The 15538-nt window shown below is 61.3% G+C and carries 17 protein-coding genes and 1 other RNA gene; 11 read left to right on the top strand and 7 right to left on the bottom strand.

Annotated features, from left to right (window positions below; all coding sequences use genetic code 11):
- Window positions 1-89 precede the first annotated feature (89 nt).
- Window positions 90-1202, bottom strand: a complete 1113-nt coding sequence (locus ATCM_RS12410; protein WP_132864825.1) for a serine hydrolase domain-containing protein — start codon at window positions 1200-1202, stop codon at window positions 90-92.
- Window positions 1203-1524: 322 nt separating this feature from the next.
- Complete coding sequence (locus ATCM_RS12405) at window positions 1525-1944, bottom strand: hypothetical protein (RefSeq protein ID WP_132864824.1); 420 nt, start codon at window positions 1942-1944, stop codon at window positions 1525-1527.
- Window positions 1945-2185: 241 nt separating this feature from the next.
- Here ATCM_RS12405 and ATCM_RS19125 point away from each other — a divergent pair, with 241 nt between their 5' ends.
- The gene (locus ATCM_RS19125; protein ID WP_165931177.1) at window positions 2186-2338 is read left to right on the top strand and encodes a hypothetical protein; all 153 of its coding nucleotides are present in this window, start codon (window positions 2186-2188) and stop codon (window positions 2336-2338) included.
- Window positions 2339-2396: 58 nt separating this feature from the next.
- Here the strand turns inward: ATCM_RS19125 and ATCM_RS12400 are convergent, their stop codons facing one another.
- Window positions 2397-2648: a hypothetical protein gene (locus ATCM_RS12400; RefSeq protein ID WP_132864823.1), complete on the bottom strand. Its 252-nt coding sequence runs from the start codon at window positions 2646-2648 to the stop codon at window positions 2397-2399.
- Between the two features lie 726 nt (window positions 2649-3374).
- Here ATCM_RS12400 and ATCM_RS12395 point away from each other — a divergent pair.
- The 6 genes from ATCM_RS12395 (at window position 3375) to ATCM_RS12365 (ending at window position 8046) form a co-directional block, all read left to right on the top strand.
- On the top strand, window positions 3375-3623 hold the full coding sequence (locus tag ATCM_RS12395) for a hypothetical protein (protein WP_132864822.1): 249 nt from the start codon (window positions 3375-3377) through the stop codon (window positions 3621-3623).
- A gap of 432 nt (window positions 3624-4055) precedes the next feature.
- Entirely contained in the window at window positions 4056-4931 is an 876-nt protein-coding gene (locus ATCM_RS12390) for a DUF4747 family protein (RefSeq protein WP_132864821.1), read from the top strand.
- Window positions 4932-4950: 19 nt separating this feature from the next.
- A complete protein-coding gene (locus ATCM_RS12385; RefSeq protein ID WP_132864820.1) occupies window positions 4951-5601 on the top strand; it encodes a hypothetical protein in 651 nt (216 codons plus the stop codon).
- A gap of 35 nt (window positions 5602-5636) precedes the next feature.
- On the top strand, window positions 5637-5951 hold the full coding sequence (locus ATCM_RS12380) for a hypothetical protein (RefSeq protein ID WP_132864819.1): 315 nt from the start codon (window positions 5637-5639) through the stop codon (window positions 5949-5951).
- Window positions 5952-6551: 600 nt separating this feature from the next.
- Window positions 6552-7022 (top strand): hypothetical protein, encoded by a 471-nt coding sequence (locus ATCM_RS12370; protein WP_165931080.1) that lies wholly within the window; start codon window positions 6552-6554, stop codon window positions 7020-7022.
- 58 nt (window positions 7023-7080) lie between these two features.
- Window positions 7081-8046 (top strand): hypothetical protein, encoded by a 966-nt coding sequence (locus ATCM_RS12365; RefSeq protein ID WP_132864817.1) that lies wholly within the window; start codon window positions 7081-7083, stop codon window positions 8044-8046.
- 167 nt (window positions 8047-8213) lie between these two features.
- Here ATCM_RS12365 and ATCM_RS12360 read toward each other — a convergent pair whose 3' ends face one another.
- Complete coding sequence (locus tag ATCM_RS12360) at window positions 8214-9383, bottom strand: site-specific integrase (RefSeq protein WP_132864816.1); 1170 nt, start codon at window positions 9381-9383, stop codon at window positions 8214-8216.
- Between the two features lie 497 nt (window positions 9384-9880).
- Complete coding sequence (locus ATCM_RS12355) at window positions 9881-11341, bottom strand: MFS transporter (RefSeq protein WP_132864815.1); 1461 nt, start codon at window positions 11339-11341, stop codon at window positions 9881-9883.
- 602 nt (window positions 11342-11943) lie between these two features.
- Here ATCM_RS12355 and ATCM_RS12350 point away from each other — a divergent pair.
- Complete coding sequence (locus ATCM_RS12350) at window positions 11944-12342, top strand: DUF6165 family protein (RefSeq protein WP_132864814.1); 399 nt, start codon at window positions 11944-11946, stop codon at window positions 12340-12342.
- Window positions 12343-12403: 61 nt separating this feature from the next.
- Here the strand turns inward: ATCM_RS12350 and ATCM_RS12345 are convergent, their stop codons facing one another.
- Window positions 12404-13450 (bottom strand): glycosyltransferase family 9 protein, encoded by a 1047-nt coding sequence (locus ATCM_RS12345; protein ID WP_132864813.1) that lies wholly within the window; start codon window positions 13448-13450, stop codon window positions 12404-12406.
- 22 nt (window positions 13451-13472) lie between these two features.
- Between ATCM_RS12345 and ATCM_RS12340 the strand changes: the two genes are divergently transcribed.
- The 3 genes from ATCM_RS12340 to ATCM_RS12330 are packed head-to-tail and all read left to right on the top strand — an operon-like array spanning window position 13473 to window position 15374.
- Window positions 13473-14222 carry a 3-deoxy-D-manno-octulosonic acid kinase gene (locus tag ATCM_RS12340; protein ID WP_132866158.1) on the top strand — a complete coding sequence of 250 codons (750 nt, stop codon included), beginning with the start codon at window positions 13473-13475 and terminating at the stop codon, window positions 14220-14222.
- Window position 14223: 1 nt separating this feature from the next.
- Complete coding sequence (locus ATCM_RS12335; RefSeq protein WP_132864812.1) at window positions 14224-14991, top strand: MBL fold metallo-hydrolase; 768 nt, start codon at window positions 14224-14226, stop codon at window positions 14989-14991.
- Between the two features lie 2 nt (window positions 14992-14993).
- Window positions 14994-15374, top strand: a complete 381-nt coding sequence (locus ATCM_RS12330) for a nuclear transport factor 2 family protein (protein WP_165931176.1) — start codon at window positions 14994-14996, stop codon at window positions 15372-15374.
- A 27-nt stretch (window positions 15375-15401) separates the two neighbouring features.
- On the opposite strand, the gene ffs is transcribed toward ATCM_RS12330, so the two are convergent.
- Window positions 15402-15498: signal recognition particle sRNA small type (ffs, locus tag ATCM_RS12325), an RNA gene on the bottom strand.
- Window positions 15499-15538 lie beyond the last annotated feature (40 nt).

The raw sequence follows: 15538 nt of genomic DNA, 5'->3' as shown, positions 1-15538 counted from the left end.
ATGTGAAACTACCCATGCAGGGACTTTGATGTCACCTGTGGAGTCCGCACCACATGGTTTGGTGCCGGCCGGTTGGCCTTGATGCCGCCTCACCGTATGTTGCGCTGCAAGGGCTTATAGAACTCGGCAATCCGCGGAACAAAATTTTGCGGATTCGCGCCAGCAAGATTGGTCAGCACGATCACGGCCAATCCATCGTCCGGGTAGACAATGAATGCTGCGCGGGCGCCACCAATCCCCGCCACTTGTCTATGTGGACTCGTCTGCAGCACGGGCCAACCCATGGCCCAGGCTCCGTCTGCGCCGCTCCCTAGTTTCTCCGGCGTCCACATTCGCCGGAGCTTGGCCTCGCTGACCATGCGGCCATCCGTCAACGCGATGATCCAGCGCGACAACTCCTCTGCAGTGGTCTGGATGCCACCGCCCGCCCAGAGGCTGTAGGGTATGTCATAGAACCAATGCGACAGGCGGTCGCCGTCGTTCTTTGCCAGGGTGCCGCGTGGTGAGCGGCTGTAGATTGTCGCGGCACCCGGAATCAAATCGTAGCTATCGCCGAATGTGGTTGTGGGCATGTTCGCCACACGGAACTGGCGTTCTGCCAGATACCGCTCGTAGGGCATCTGCGCCTGCTTGACGATGATCCGCGCCAACAATCCATAGTTTGTCTGGTTATAGGCGAACCGGTCACCGACTGGCGCATCCATGGGCAACCCCTCCACCACCTTCCATGCCTCCAGTTCGTTGCCCCCTCCGATCAGTCCGTTCTGGTCGACGATATCTGGAAGGCCCGAAGTGTGTCCGAGAAGCTGGCGAACACGGATGCTTTGCCAGGCGGCAGGCAGACTCTCCAGATATAGGGAAACCGGCGCATCGAGATCCACCCGCCCAGCTTCAACCAACTGCATCATTGCGACGCCGGTGAACGATTTGGTCGCGGAGTTGATCGGAAACAGCGTCTTGCTGGTAACTGGCACCTGATTTTCGACATTGGCGAAGCCATAATTTTCCGACAGCACGACTTGCCCATCCTTGATGACAGCAAGCTGGAGTCCGGGGATGTGCTGCTCTTCCATAGTCTTTTGCGTGAACTTCCGAGCCGATACATTGGCTTCCTCCAACGCACTGGCGGCAATCGCAAAGCAAGGAAGTGCCATGAGGAAAGCCGCGGCGATGGCGACGACGGGATGCTTGCTGGATGGCATTCGGATTCCTTTGGTCAATCTTGTTGAGAGCGCGGTGCTCAATGCCGGGATTGGACATCCCCCAATCCTATCCATAGGCGCGAGTGCGCCGGGAGGCTCAATGGGTGAACTTGGTCGTGTCGCTACGATGGCCTTGTGGCACATAACCGGGAACGGCGCGAGTGACGATTGGCATGCTGACCGAAAGCACTCGATGTCTACATCTGCACAAAACTGATGTCAGCTATGGGTCGGAACATGACCGAGGAGCCGGCAGGGGGTAAGTGGTGGTACTGACGGGCCGCGGGTATCAGGCCTGCCGTGAAGCGAGGCCTCGGGCTGGCTAGATCAGACAGCGGGTTGTTGCAATGCATGCAGCGCCGGCCAGGATCGTAGTAGCTACCCCCATTCTGCGTGAGCGAACCCAGCCGCATGCGCCAATGGTGAACAAGGTGCCATAGAGACCAAGAAAGAATCCAAAGGTACCAATCGATCTCGCTTGGAGAAGTCCGGCTTGGGTAACCAAAGATTCGGGAGCGCTTGGATTCAGGCCAACGATCAACATGGTCAGTGCGACTACCGACACGATGAACGCACATGTGGCAGTTGCTGCGCTGAAGAGTGCCCACTTAACGGCTGGGCTGTCCGAGCGCGAGAAGAGAAGTGCACCCATCAGCGCGCCAGAGAGTCCGCCTAACAATGCCGCAATGAAAGAGAGCTGCTTGGCAATCTCGAGAAGGTAAGCGCCTGAAATCTCTGTCATGTAGCGTTCTGGGCGTCGGTTGTGGTTGCTGGGATTGGTCTGCTTTCACCGCAGGCCCGAGGAATCTTAGGGTTGTCTGAGGGCAGCCGACAAGCGGCACCCGTTCTACGAGCACAAGATCGCCGCTTAGCTGGCCCAGTCAGCAGCGTGCTGGCAGCTTTGACAAGATCGCACGGGGCGGCAACGCCGTGGACGGCACATTGAGGGTACGGCACATGGCCGTAGCCAATCGGAGATCGTCATGACCAACCAACGCGACCAAGACCAGAACCAGAACACACAGCAAAACTTCGGCCAGCAGAACCCGGGCCAGGACCAGCGTCAGCCCGGCCAGCAGGATCAGGGGCAGAAGCAGAAGAAGGCACCGGGGCAAGACAACGACGAAGAAGAATAGGTCGGCCATGCTCCGGTCCAACAGAAAAGCCCGGCATCATGCCGGGCTTTTGCTGTGATCAACCTACCACCAAGGTCCAGGGTATATCCGAGTCCTTGTACTTGAACCGGAACCCATCGAAATCCACCTGGCTTGCGATCTCTCCATCCGCGTCGATCAGTGTTTTCACTTCGATCTGTGTAGCCATTGGATGCACGATGCGGATGCCATCGGTTGCGCCCGATCGGAGTCGCACTTGTTCGGTCGAGAGAACCTTGACGGGGCGGCGTTCTTGGCCCGGCCCTTCCAGAAACATGGCAACAGATCCCATGGTGCTAGCTCCACAAATGGTTGATATGAAGGTCCCTCCGAGTGGCGCTCGGAGATCGGGCGGGATCATTGGATATTCCGAATGAAAACTCCGTCAAGCGCGCGGATTCGCGCTCGCATTTCGCTAGACGAATAGGGCTCGGTCAGTGACGCCCATGCGTTGCGCCACTCGCGCCATTTCGTTTGCGACTTTGATTCGCGAGTCACCCGTGCGGCTTCTCGCTATGACCTGCAGCTCTTGGTAGACCTGCCAGAACTCAGGGCCGCTTCCATGGGCTTTGTAGGCTGCGTTCAGCGTCATCCATTCTTCGTCAGTGAGGTATTGCCCGCTGTAACCCATTGCGAACCTCCGCAGCTTGCTGCCCCTGTGTTCCGACCATAGGCGCTTCTCAGTGAAAATGTGGAGATCGTCTCGGTTGCACGTCGGAACTGTGACCTAGCGCGCCGAATTGCAGAGTCAGAATTGACCGGCACAGGGTCAAGCCTCATCGTTGCGCGCACTATCGGGGGGTACGACCGAGGGTCTGGCTACTGCCAGGCCCTTTTTTGTTTGGGGCAAGTTGGTGTTGGCGAAACGTCAGTCCAAGCCCATGAGACGGCCGTGCCTATCCTCTCCGGCCATGACCGACTACATCCGCAACCCCGACCTGGGCCCCGAGTTCGTCTGGGGCCACGCACCAGTTTCGACACCCTGCCGACGGCGTTGACGCTGCATGGAGAAATCCTCGTGTCCATGCTCGACGGCGTGCACGGCCAGTGGACGGCCAGGCTGCACCTCGAGGACGGCATTCACGCCCCGCTGATCCTGCGCCGCTGCACGGACTTCAACTCCGGCCGGCACGGTGCCGAGCGGTGGGTGCTGCGGCACGAGGAGGCGCTGCGGGAGAAGGTCGCTCGGAAGCTGCAGTGGGTTCGGGAGCACGTGGCCCAGCATCCGGCGAGTAGGGGCGCAGGCGGCGTGCCGCTGGGTAGGTAGGAAGTCGGAGGTTGCCGCCCCGGTGGAAGTCCCTTTCACCGGTGGGCGGCGGGCCACGGGCCGGATCTTAGGAGCGTCGTGGCAGTACCGCATTTTAGCTATGGGATTCTGGTTGATGAGACCTGTGGGGCCGGGGCTGAGCCATCAAGTAACAGGGGAAGAGGAAAGGGGGCAGTGTCTCGCGCGGTGCGATTGATCGACTGTACTCTTTATGGCCTTAGGAGATGCGGCTGAAATTCAGTTGACTCGATGCTTAGTTGGAGGAGGCACGCTTCTGCTGGACTCATGCACAAGCAATCGAACCACGCTGTAGGGAAATCCCTACGTTGTGCCACGGCTTCTATTCATGCAGCATATCGTCACGCGACCTTCACTAGGTTGCTGCGGTTTGATCGAGAATTATCTGCCTGAAGAAATGGAAAGGGGGACAGAATGGAGCAAATTATCGAGGTCGGCGGGGTGAATGTTGTTGTTCATCCGCATCCGGAGGGGCAATACGAGAAGCTTTTCAGGAAAGCTTATCGCATGAAGCGCCCAGTGCGAATTCATGGTGATCGTCATGCGCTTATGACGATGTGTGATGTGAAGAAACACGAAGGGACTACTTTCGCTCTAGAAGGAGAAATTGCAACATTTTCTCAGCTCGACCCTTCGTTGCCGTGGATTAATTTGGAGACTGAAGACGATGCATCTTCGGACGAGTTGGGGGAGATTCCGGCACATCTTCGCCCTAATTTTCGAAAATGTCAGTTCTATTTTGATATTGCATCGCACAAGTTGTTTTTCTTAACTACTACTCGGAAGGGTGGTATATCGCCGGGCCTGATGGCTAGATATCTCAAGGATCTATTTGCATTCTCTGAGATAGTTCTCGATTTTGGCGAGGTTGGGGTGACCGTTTTGCCGGATCGTGACTCGATATCACGCATTCTTAATTGGAAGAAGATCCGTAGGTTGCAGATTCATGCAGAACGGCCAAATCCAGGTGACTACGACCCGGACGAGCTTGAAGAGTTCGAGCAGTCTCTGGCTGAACAGAATGCTTCGCAGCTGAACTTCGAGTTGGTGGCAGAGAAGGGTAGGGCTCTTGTTCTGAATGATAGGACAAAGACGCTAGTCGCCATCGCGGCCGATAACGGTTATGTTGAGGCGAAAGGACACAACGCTCAGGGTGCTCCGGAAGAGCGCTCAACGAAGACTGGCAAACCATTCAGCGAGCGGGGAGAGTACAATGATGATGCAGAAACTTACTGGGATGCTTTCCTGCGCATCGCAAGAACGGCAGCTCGTAGATTCTCCGTGAAGTAATTTCGGATTGGAGGGGGAAGTGTTCAAGGCATTAAAGCGTCGCTGGAAGGCAACTGGTGCTGATTTTTATCAGTATTGGTCTCGCTATGGGCGATGGTCTGGCTTGCTCACTTCCCCCTTTTTCGTGGCGGCGTTGATTTTAACGGCTGTCTGTGGCCCATTTTGGTGGAGTTCCACTTGGTGGAATTTAACCATCAGCCTTATCCCGGCAGTGCTTGGTTTTTCCGTCGCTGCGTTTGCCCTCTTAATGTCTATCGGAGACGATAGTTTTAAGCTGAAATTTGGGCAGGTTCGTACGGGAAACAAGCAGTCTGCGCTCGGCTCTGTTTCGACAGCCTTCTTTCATTCGATTGTTATCCAGATATTGGCGTTAGGGTTTGCACTTGTCGGTGGTGCGAGAGTTGTTTCTTCACTCTTAGGGGTTGCCCCTTGGTTGATGCAGTACGACGTGGTGGCTTTTTTCCTGCTGGTCGCAGCCAAATTATTTCGCGCGCTTGGTTTCTTCCTGGTGGCTTACGCGCTGACGTCGTCACTCGCGGCAGCAATGACGATTTACCGCTTGTCGAGTATCTATTCAACTCATGCGACCCGAGTACTGGCGCAGAAGGCCGCGAAGGATGGTGCGGCTGAATCCGGGTCGAGCTCAAGGTCTACAAAGAATTGCTCTTGAGGTGTTTGATTCCGCATGCAGCCAGATTTGAGTCCATGGTTGCCGTGGACCTGATGCTGCACGGCATCGTGGTCGCCGACGCCATGCGCCCCCACAACCGCCTGCTGGCCGGCGAGCTGCGCGAGGAGCTGGGCATCAAGCCCGATGACACCGACGACGACCGGGACTTCCTGCTGCACCTGTCCTGCGAAGTGGACCCGGCCGGCGAGTACGGATGGGTCGATTACTACGTCTACAGCGAAACCTTCCCGCTGGACCCGATGAAGGCAAAGGCGCTGGTTGCCGCCGCGGTGCGCCAGTGGGGGACGGTCGGGAAACCGGACTACTTCGTCGCGACGCTGAACCCCTGACTGCAGATGAAGTTCGCTCATGTCTCGATGCGCGCGAGCAAATCCAGAGAGAGAAGATGTCATGTCGTCGTTCTCGTGAAGCGCCAGCTTTCTCAAAACGAGCGGCTTGCGAATCAATCTAAATCGTCGTGATATCAACTCTAGCCATGCAATAAGGGCTACGACGATGCCCGCGACGCTACCCTCTCAATGGGCGGGGGTGTTCAGTTGACATTCACCCGTTGCGGGTGTTTCCATGCTGAGGCCTCAGAGTGAGGTTGAAACAAATGCGAAACCCAAATGAACGAGGGCTTACGGATGGGCTTCTTGCGTCTTAGTGTCGTTAGCGTTGTTGCATCTGCTTCTCTCATATACCCCAGCAAGAGTGCGATGGGGATGATTGCTGTCGGGGGTGGCTGGTATTGCCAAGAAATTAGCGTAATGGGGCAGAGTCAAGGAATAGGTAACTGCTTTGATATGAGCGGCGGTGGCGATTATCCGAGCGGTGGCGTTTGGGATGGCGGAGGCGGAGGCGGAGGCGGAGGAAGTGGCACTGGCACTGGAGGTGGGACTGGAAGCGGAAGCGGAAGCACGGAGGAGCCGGATACGACTGACCGTGACGTGTCTGCCAAGCTTCAATGCGCTATGAAGGAATACTTCCATCCAGATATCAGGTTGGGCGCTGGGCGAACGATGAAGAAGGTTAATGCCTATGCGTATGGAATGAAAAAGCCAGGAGGGGGCTTCTCAGGCTATGTCTTCCGTGCGACGAAAACTTCACCGGGTCCGGAATGGGCGCTTGCAGATGGCGTCACTTTTCCTTTAACTGCATACGGGCGCCTGTACAAGACCGCGTTTGAGGCTGGCTATCGTGAGCTCCGCGGCGAGCGCGCCAATGCGGCTCCTAAAACTCTTAATGGGAATCTGACATCTTTTGAGATGTCTCTTTTGGTGGCAGGGCATGAGGCAGTTCATCTGCGTCGTGCTGGCGTTAGCGAGCTTGAAGCCGAATGGTATGGAATCGATGCGGTTTTGAGATATCGAGAGGATAAGGGAAAGGCATGTTCCAAAGAAGACCCGCCGCCCAAGTGATAGTTGGGATGATCTGTCCGTAGCCGCCGTATCATCCCCCAATCGATTGAGGTAGTTCATGCAGTACAAAGGTAAAATTCTCGTGGTTGTGGCACTGGTCGTCGCTGTGGTCTTTGGTTTTTGGCTATGGTGGCGTCCGGCAAATTCCGTTGTTCCAAGAATGGTTTCCGCTGAAGCGGCAGGAGAGGCTGATGTCGAAAGTGCCAGGGCAGGAGATGGCCCTGCTCCCGCCGGGCGCACAGTATGGGCGCGGCGATTTGCGACAGGGCAGGGTGCAGGAGATACAGATTTGTTGGTATCTGCGATTAAGGACGCGAACGATTGCCTTCTTTATCATGTAAAGCGTCGGGAATTGGGATACATGGTGGAAGATGAACGTTGGGCTGATCTTTCGAGCAAGACTCCGGAGACGCTGCGCAACATGGATGCGTCTTCTGCCGAAAGCTTGTTGGTAGTGCAACGCTTGGAGGGTTCCTGCCAGGATTCTGACGAGGCGCAACTGATTGCTTTGGTGAATAGTGCAGTGTTTGATGCTGCGTTAAAGGGCAATGCAGAAGCTGAATCCTGTTTTGTCTTGTTTGGGCCTGCACCTGGGCATGGGCCGGGCAATCCGCCAAGCGGAGAGTCTGCGGAGGTGTTGCTGGAAAGATACGTGAAGTACGCGCCTGAATTTGGCGCTAGAGCATTGGAGCGGGGTGATCCAAGGGTTGGGGTCAAGGCTCTTCTTGCATATACACTGCCTCCTCCGCGGCATTATTCTGCCGTAGATGAGTTGCCGAAGGCTGATCCTATTCTTACGTGGCGCGCGGCACGGTTGGCGTCACTGCGCGCTCTGCCCATGCAGCGCGAAATGATTGATGAGGCGTTGTCGAAGTTCGCCAAGATGGACGTTATTTCGCCATCAGAGATCGAGAAGGGAGATGCGTGGGCTAAGGAGGCCTTCGAGCGAGAGTTCAAAGGACAGTCGCCAATCAATGTAGAGTCTCCAACGGATTGCTACGCAACGCCCGAGTTGGTTCCGTAGGTTTTATCTATGACCGGCTGTAATTATGGGGGCTTTGGTCGGAGTGAATTACCTTCAACGGTGGCCGGGACATAATCTGGATCAAACAATTGTACAGGGCCGGAGGGATTTTCCGGCCCATTCAGGACTTGCCTTCCCCACAGGTTCATCGCAGACCTCCAGGTCAATTAGCGCCCGCAGAACTTGGCCCAGGCCTCCATCATCTCCCGCCGGCGCTCCAGCATCGTTCCGCGCTTATAGGCGGCCTTGGACTTGTCCTTGATCGTGTGGGCCAGCGCCGCTTCGGACAGGTCATCCGGGTACTCCCCCACTTCGTCGGCCCATGTCTTGAACGTGGTGCGGAAGCCGTGGACCGTGACGTGCCCGTAGCCCATCCGGTTCAGCAGAGCCAGCATTGCGTTCTCGGATAGGGCCTCTCCGGTGACATCGTTGGGGAACAGAAGCTCACGATCGCGCCGCTGCCTGGCCAGCTCCTGCGCGGCCAGGGGCAGGGGCACGACGTGTTCCTTCTTCGCCTTCATCCGGTCGCCAGGCACGGTCCAGTTGAGGCACTTCGCATCCAGCTCCGCCGGCACCGCGCCGGTGGTCATCCCCGTGCGAGCAGCTGTGAGGATGGTGAACTCCAGGGCTCGCGCCGACTCGCCGACCCGCTTGCCCAGCTCCTTCATGAACTCCGCCATCTCGCTGTAGGGCAGGGACGGGAAGTTCTCCACCTTGGTGACGGTGGTGGGCTTGGGCAGGATCATGGCCAAGTGACCTTTCCATCTGGCCGGGTTGTCCCCGGATCGGTGCTTCTGGACCGTCACGGCGTCGAGGATGCACTCGACCCGCTGGCGCACCCGGGTGGCCGTCTCGGTCTTGGTCGCCCAGATGGGACGCAGAACGGCCAGCACGTCCTCCGTCTCGATCCGGTCCACGCGCTTGGAGCCGATGAACGGCTTGGCGTAGGTTTCCAGGGTGTTGGTCCACTGATCGGCATGCTTGGCGTTCTTCCAGCCGGTCCGCCGCTCGGCGATGTACGCCTCGGCCGCCTCCCAGAAGGTCGGCGTTGCCGCGGCGGAGGCCTTGGCCTGCCGGCGTCCGGCCAGCGGATCATGCCCGGCCAGCAACAGCTTCCGGGCGGCCTGGGCGGCTTCTCGCGCCTCGGCCAGCGATATAGTGTGAGTCGGCCCCAGGCCCATCTCGGGGCGCCTCCCTTCGAAGCGGTACCGGAAGATCCAGGACTTCGCCCCGTTGGGGGACACCTGTAGGTACAGGCCACCGCCATCGGCGTAATAGCCGGCCTCGCTGATCGTTGCGACCTTCCTGGCCGACAGTTTGTGCAGCTCAATCCCCATGAATGCCCTCCATTGCAACCCGCCCAGCTACCCGCCCACTGAGCGCGGATTGTAGTGGAAAGTGGCGGATCGTGGCGGAGTGTGAAACCTAGGCGTATCAAGGGCTGAGACTGGTTTCACGGGCTGTCGCGGAACGCTGCGGATTGGGCGGAGGCAGACCCCCTCTCCGCCAGATACATGAAAAAAGCCGCCTCCGGGCGGCTTTTTTCATAGGGCATCGTTCGGGTCGTATCCGCCCGGGGCTGGAACATGCGAGAGGGATTGCGGGGGGATGAGAAGTCCCGCCGGGGTATGACCGCCGGCGTCTGCCGGTGGGACGGCGAAGCCGCCCGAAAGGTGAGGCGCGCAGCGTCGAATCAATCCCCTATCCACCAGGTAGAAGAAGGCCGCCCGAAGGCGGCCTTCCTCATCGCGCGGCAGTATCTGGCCGCGCCGCCAACGTCCGCTCAGGCGTTGGCCGCAGGCAACCCGGTGCATTCCACGCGGGGCCGTGCCGGTCAGTGCCCGCCCTGAGCGGCCAGCTTGTCCAGGTCGATGCCCTGCTTCCTGAGGATGCCGAAGGTGCGCAGCGCGTAGAACGCCAGGTAGCAGAAACACAGCACGCCGACGATGAAGCTGTAATGGATGCCGATGCGGTCGGCCAGCGCGCCCTGCGCGAAGCTGACCACGCCGCCGCCCATGATCATCATGATCAGCAGGCTGCTGCCCTCGTTGGTGTTGCGGCCCAGGCCGGTGATGGCCAGGGTGAAAACGCATGGCCACATCGTGCTGCAGAACAGGCCTACGCTGATGAAGGCGATCACGCTGGTCATGCCGGTGGTGAACATGCCCACCAGCAGCGCGGCGATGCCGCACAGCGCGAAGTACAGCAGCATGCGCGCCGGGTTGCCCTTGCTGGCCAGGGTGGCCAGGATCATGAGCACGATCACGCCGGCGTAGCCGTAGAACTGCGAGATCTCATGCCGGGCGATGGCATTGACCGCCAGGAACAGGCCGAAGGCGATGTACGGCAACAGCAGGGTCAGCCAGCGCTTGACGTTGTTGCCGACGTCGAACGCACCGGCCGCGCCGCTCCAGCGGCCGATCATCAGGCTGGCCCAGTACAGCGACACGAACGGGGCGATCACCGACACGTCCAGCCCGAGTCCGCCCTGGTCGACCGGCAATTCCAGGTAGGCCGGCAGGTTGGCGATGGTGGACACCTCGACGCCGACGTACAGGAAGATCGCGATCATCCCCAGCACCAGCTGCGGGTAGGAGAATGCCGAGCGCTTCTGGATCAGCTTGCTGCTGTCCTGGGCTTCGTCGGCGGCCAGCGCGTCCAGGTCGATGCGGTTGGGCAGCGGCGAGAACTTCAGCAGCAGCGCCACCAGCACGAACACGCCACCGAGCACGAGGTAGGGCGTCTTGACGCTTTCGATGCTGGCTTCGGTGTTGCCCGAGGCCACGCTGCCGAAGATGGCGAAGCTCACCAGCAATGGCCCGATGGTGGTGCCGAAGTTGTTGATGCCACCGGCCAGGGTCAGCCGCTGCGCGCCGGTGGCCGGGTCGCCCATCACCACCGCCAGCGGGTTGGCGGCGATCTGCTGCAGCGAGAAGCCCAGGCCGACGATGAACAGGCCCGACAGCATCAGGCCGAACGAACCGAGGTTGGCGGCCGGGTAGAACAGCAGGGTGCCGACGGCCGAGATCAACAGGCCCAGGCTGATGCCGTTCTTGTAGCCGATGCGGTTGAGCACGTCGGCGCCGATCAACTTGGAGGTGAAGAAGTAGAACAGCGAGCCCACCGTATAGGCGACGTAGAAGGCCAGCGCCACGTACTGGCTTTGTGCCTGGGTCAGGTGGAAGGCGTTCTTGAAGACCGGAATCAGGATGTCGTTGCTGGCAGCGACGAAGCCCCAGAAGAAGAACACCGTGATGAGAACGGCAAACTGGGACCAGCGGGTTTTTTGGCTCATGGAGTAGTCATCGCGGCAGAGGAGGGCAGGTGTCCCGGTGCCGCGCGGCTTCCCCTGCGGGAGTTGCCGGCGCGGCCCGTCACACATGCAGGGGTGCAGCGGGCATTGCGTGCCCGGTGCCGTGGGGCGATGCAAGGCCAGCTGCATGATCTGGACTCGACCCACGCTGCGGGTGTCGGAAGCGGCGGTGGCGGCCGTCAGGCCATTGGCCGACCTCCCCCGGTTCCCCGATTTCCCCGCGTGCAGTCATGGCATTGCCCGTCCGAGCCAGCCGGCGACGGTTGTACAGAGCGTTTGTCGGCACTGTCAACGAAGACTTTCAGCCGTTACCAAGTTCGCTGCCGCGTGGCCGGAATGGCGTGTGGACGGCGGCCCGCGTCGCCGCAATGCAGCATCGCCTGACGATGTGCCGCAATACGTGGATGCGGACCGCCGGACGCATGCCGCCATGCCGCGGCGACCCGCAGCGCGGGCTGCCGCGGGCGCTGGGACACGGACGATGAATGCCTCTGGCAAGCGGGGCGGTCGGGCCGAAGGGCAGGGAGGGGCACTGCGATGCCATGCGCGGCTACACTGTGCGCCACGTTTCGCAGGTGTGCCCCATGTCTGAAATCCTGGTCCCCGTTTCCTTTGGCGAACTGCTCGACAAGATCTCGATCCTGCAGATCAAGTCCGAGCGGATGAGCGATGCGGCCAAGCTGGCCAATGTGCGCAATGAACTGGCGGCGCTGGACCGCACCTGGGCGGCCCACCCGGCCGCGGCGCAGGACATCGCTGCGCTGCGCAGCGAGCTCAAGGCGGTCAACGAGCGGTTGTGGGACATCGAGGACGACATCCGCCTGAAGGAGAAGGCGCAGTCCTTCGACGACGGCTTCGTGCAGCTGGCGCGCAGCGTCTACTTCCAGAACGACGAGCGCGCCCGGATCAAGAAGGCGATCAACCTGGCGCTGGGCTCCAGCTACGTGGAAGAGAAGTCCTACCAGGACTACCGCGCCGGCTGAGCCGGAGGAAGCCGCGCCAATTGAAAAGGCCGCCCTTGGGGCGGCCTTTTCGTTGCACGGATCAGTGGCCGTGGTCGCTGCGGTAACGCTCGAAGGCAGCGATGGCGTCCTCGACGGTGATCAGTGACATCACCTCGTCGAACTCGATCTTGGTGCCCCATTTCAGCGCGCTGGCCGGCTTGCGCAGGTAGCGGCGGGCGGCGTCGTCGTAACGGTCCACGCAGTAGCGGCGGTCCGAATAGGGGCCGCTGCGTGCCGGATTGCTGGCCGCATGCAGGCCCAGCACCTTGGTGCCGACCGCATTGGCGATATGCATCGGCCCTGAGTCCGGGGTGACCAGCAGGTTGGCGCGGGCGAGCAGGGCGGGCAGCTGCTTGAGCGTGTCCTTGCCGACCAGGTCCAGGGCCGGGTGCTGCATCGCAGCGAGGATGGCGTCGGTGGTGCTGCGCTCCAGGTCGCTGCGGCCGCCACACAGCACCACCCGCCAACCTTGGGCAGCGGCGTGGTCGGCCAGCGCGGCGTAGCGCTCGGCGTACCAGTTGCGGCGCTGGTGGCTGGAGCAGGGCGAGATCATCAGCACCTGGCGGCCATCGTCCTGCCATTGCGCGGCGGCCCACGCATGGGCGTCGGCCGGCGTGGCCAGGTCCCAGCTGACCTCGGTCTGCTTCAGGCCCAGCGGCTCGCAGAAGCTGCCGATCGCATCGAGCACATGGATGCCGGGGCGGTCGGGGATGCGTTCGTTGATGAAAAGCCCGTGCAGGTCCTTCGAACGTGACTTGTCGTAGCCGATGCGGCGCCGGGCCGGGATGAAGGCCGACAGCACGTTGGCACGCAGCGCCACCTGCATCTGCAGCAGGGCCTCGAAGCGCCCCTCTGGCAATTCGCGACGCAGCGCACGCATTCCAGCCAGGCTGGTGTTCTTGTCGTAGACGTGGAAATGCACGCCCGGCAGCCCGTCGAGCAGCTTGTGGCCGGCCTTGTCGATCACCCAGTGCAGTGGCGTGCCCGGCAGGCCCTGCTGCAGGGTGCGTACCAGCGGCACCACATGGGTCACGTCTCCCAGCGCCGAGAGGCGCAAGAGGCACAGCGGGGAGGACGTTGCAGGCATGGTGTTGTTAGACTCGCTAAGAATGGTCGCATTCGACGCTACTGAAGCTCTGACGCCGTGCCGCGAAGGTCGTGGATACGGTGCCATTCTGTTCGACCGCCAACGCCTGCGGCAAGCCGAGCCGACGCTGTTTTCCCCTGCGCATTGGGGCGACAAGGCGCGGCCGGTGGGCGAGGGCGGGCGTGGCGGCGCGTGGTTCGTGGATGCGCCGTTCGGGCATTGCGTGCTGCGCAACTACCTGCGCGGTGGGGTGGCGGCCAAGTTCAGCCGTGACCGTTACCTGTGGCAGGGCCCGGACCGCACCCGCAGCTTCGCCGAATTCCGGCTGATGCGGAAGCTCATCGCGCACAAGCTGCCGGTGCCGCAGCCGCTGGCCGCGTTCTACATGCGCGATGGCGTGCGTTACCGGGCGGCGATCCTGATGGAGCGCCTGGAGGACGTGCGTTCGCTGGCCGACCGCGCGCAGGTGGCCGGGCGTGGCGCCCCCTGGGAAGAAGCCGGGCGGCTGATCGCCCGTTTCCACCGGGCCGGGTTGGACCATGCCGACCTGAATGCCCATAACATCCTGTTCGACGCCAATGGCCGTGGCTGGTTGATCGATTTCGACCGTGGCGTGCTGCGCATTCCGGCCACGCGCTGGCGCGAGCGCAACCTCAAGCGCCTGCTGCGTTCGTTGCTCAAGCTGCGCGGCGAGCGCAGCCGCGAGGATGTCGAGAAGGATTATGCACGGCTGCGCCGTGCCTACGATCTGGCCTGGAACCGGGGCGTGTGAGATGAGTTGGGCAGTACGTTTCCTGGGCGTCGGCAATGCCTCGGCGGTGGAACTGGGCTCGCCGATGGCGGTGATCGAGCGCGACGGCCAGCCATGGCTGACCATCGACTGCGGTGGCGAGGGGCTGACCGCCTACCGCGCGCACTACGGCGCGCTGCCGGATGCGCTGTTCATCACCCATGTCCACCTGGACCATGTGGCCGGCTTCGAGCGGCTGTTCGTGGATGCCTTCTTCAACCGGCAGCGGCGCGGCAAGGTGCGTGTGTACGTGCCGGCCACGGTGGTGCCGCTGCTGCACAAGCGCATCGGTGACTACCCGAACGTGCTGGCCGAAGGCGGTGCCAATTTCTGGGATGCGTTCCAGCTGATCGTGGTCGGGGATGCGTTCTGGCACCAGGGCGTGCGGCTGGAGGCATTCCCGGTGCGCCACCACTGGCCGGAGACCGCCTATGGCCTGCGCCTGCCCGGCGCACTGGTATGGAGTGGCGACACCCGGCCAATCCCGGAGATGCTGGCCCGGTATGCCGGCGACAACGAATTGATCGCCCACGACTGCGGCTTGCACGGCAATCCCTCGCATACCGGCGTGGACGACCTGGAGCGCGAGTACGACGCGGCCACGCAGGCGCGAATGGTGCTCTACCACTACGCCAGTGCCGCTGATGGCCAGGCGCTGCGCGCACGCGGGCATCGGGTGGCAGAGCCGGGTGAGTGCATTGCACTGGCCGATTGCAGCGGTCCGCAGGTCGATCCTGCGACCTTGCCCTGAGCATGCACGGCCTGTCCGCGTCTGCGGCGTTGGCCACCGAGCTGGAAATGCTGGAGCGGGCGCTGCACACCGCCGAGGTACGGGCTGACCGGCAACGGCTGGAAGCCCTGCTGGACGAAGACTTCAGCGAGGTCGGCCAGTCCGGCCGCTGCTACACGCGCACGCAGATGCTGCAGCACCTGCCCGCCGAAGGCGCGCAGGTGGATATCGAGGCGAAGGACTTCGTGGTGGCGCTGCTGGCGCCGGATCTTGCCCAGGTGCGTTACCGCAGCCGGTATCGCCCCGCCGGGCAGGCAGACGCGTGGGCCGAGCGCAGTTCGTTGTGGCGGCGGCACGGTTCACGCTGGCGGCTGTGCTTCCACCAGGCCACGCCGGCGCCCTGAGCACGGCACCCCCGCAAAAAGGCGGTGGCCCCGCCGGCTGACCTCGGCGCCCGCGTCGATCGATACCGTTGCTGCCTTCCGGCCCTGGCGGGATTTTCGACCTAGCGTCGCGAGGGGCCGACGGGGCCACCATAGAGACGGTTTGGCCGCGCAATGCGCGGCCA

This window comes from Stenotrophomonas sp. ATCM1_4 (genome assembly GCF_004348115.1).
Lineage (GTDB): Bacteria > Pseudomonadota > Gammaproteobacteria > Xanthomonadales > Xanthomonadaceae > Stenotrophomonas > Stenotrophomonas capsici.
This window is presented reverse-complemented; position numbering and strand designations above follow the sequence as displayed.

Coding starts and splice junctions, on each gene's coding strand:
- ATCM_RS12360 (WP_132864816.1), bottom strand. CDS start 9,383: ATGGGGATTGAGCTGCACAAACTGTCGGCCAGGAAGGTCGCAACGATC.
- ATCM_RS12410 (WP_132864825.1), bottom strand. CDS start 1,202: ATGCCATCCAGCAAGCATCCCGTCGTCGCCATCGCCGCGGCTTTCCTC.
- ATCM_RS12355 (WP_132864815.1), bottom strand. CDS start 11,341: ATGAGCCAAAAAACCCGCTGGTCCCAGTTTGCCGTTCTCATCACGGTG.
- ATCM_RS12380 (WP_132864819.1), top strand. CDS start 5,637: ATGGTTGCCGTGGACCTGATGCTGCACGGCATCGTGGTCGCCGACGCC.
- ATCM_RS12400 (WP_132864823.1), bottom strand. CDS start 2,648: ATGGGATCTGTTGCCATGTTTCTGGAAGGGCCGGGCCAAGAACGCCGC.
- ATCM_RS12340 (WP_132866158.1), top strand. CDS start 13,473: ATGGTCGCATTCGACGCTACTGAAGCTCTGACGCCGTGCCGCGAAGGT.
- ATCM_RS12405 (WP_132864824.1), bottom strand. CDS start 1,944: ATGACAGAGATTTCAGGCGCTTACCTTCTCGAGATTGCCAAGCAGCTC.
- ATCM_RS12365 (WP_132864817.1), top strand. CDS start 7,081: ATGCAGTACAAAGGTAAAATTCTCGTGGTTGTGGCACTGGTCGTCGCT.
- ATCM_RS12350 (WP_132864814.1), top strand. CDS start 11,944: ATGTCTGAAATCCTGGTCCCCGTTTCCTTTGGCGAACTGCTCGACAAG.
- ATCM_RS12330 (WP_165931176.1), top strand. CDS start 14,994: ATGCACGGCCTGTCCGCGTCTGCGGCGTTGGCCACCGAGCTGGAAATG.
- ATCM_RS19125 (WP_165931177.1), top strand. CDS start 2,186: ATGACCAACCAACGCGACCAAGACCAGAACCAGAACACACAGCAAAAC.
- ATCM_RS12335 (WP_132864812.1), top strand. CDS start 14,224: ATGAGTTGGGCAGTACGTTTCCTGGGCGTCGGCAATGCCTCGGCGGTG.
- ATCM_RS12390 (WP_132864821.1), top strand. CDS start 4,056: ATGGAGCAAATTATCGAGGTCGGCGGGGTGAATGTTGTTGTTCATCCG.
- ATCM_RS12345 (WP_132864813.1), bottom strand. CDS start 13,450: ATGCCTGCAACGTCCTCCCCGCTGTGCCTCTTGCGCCTCTCGGCGCTG.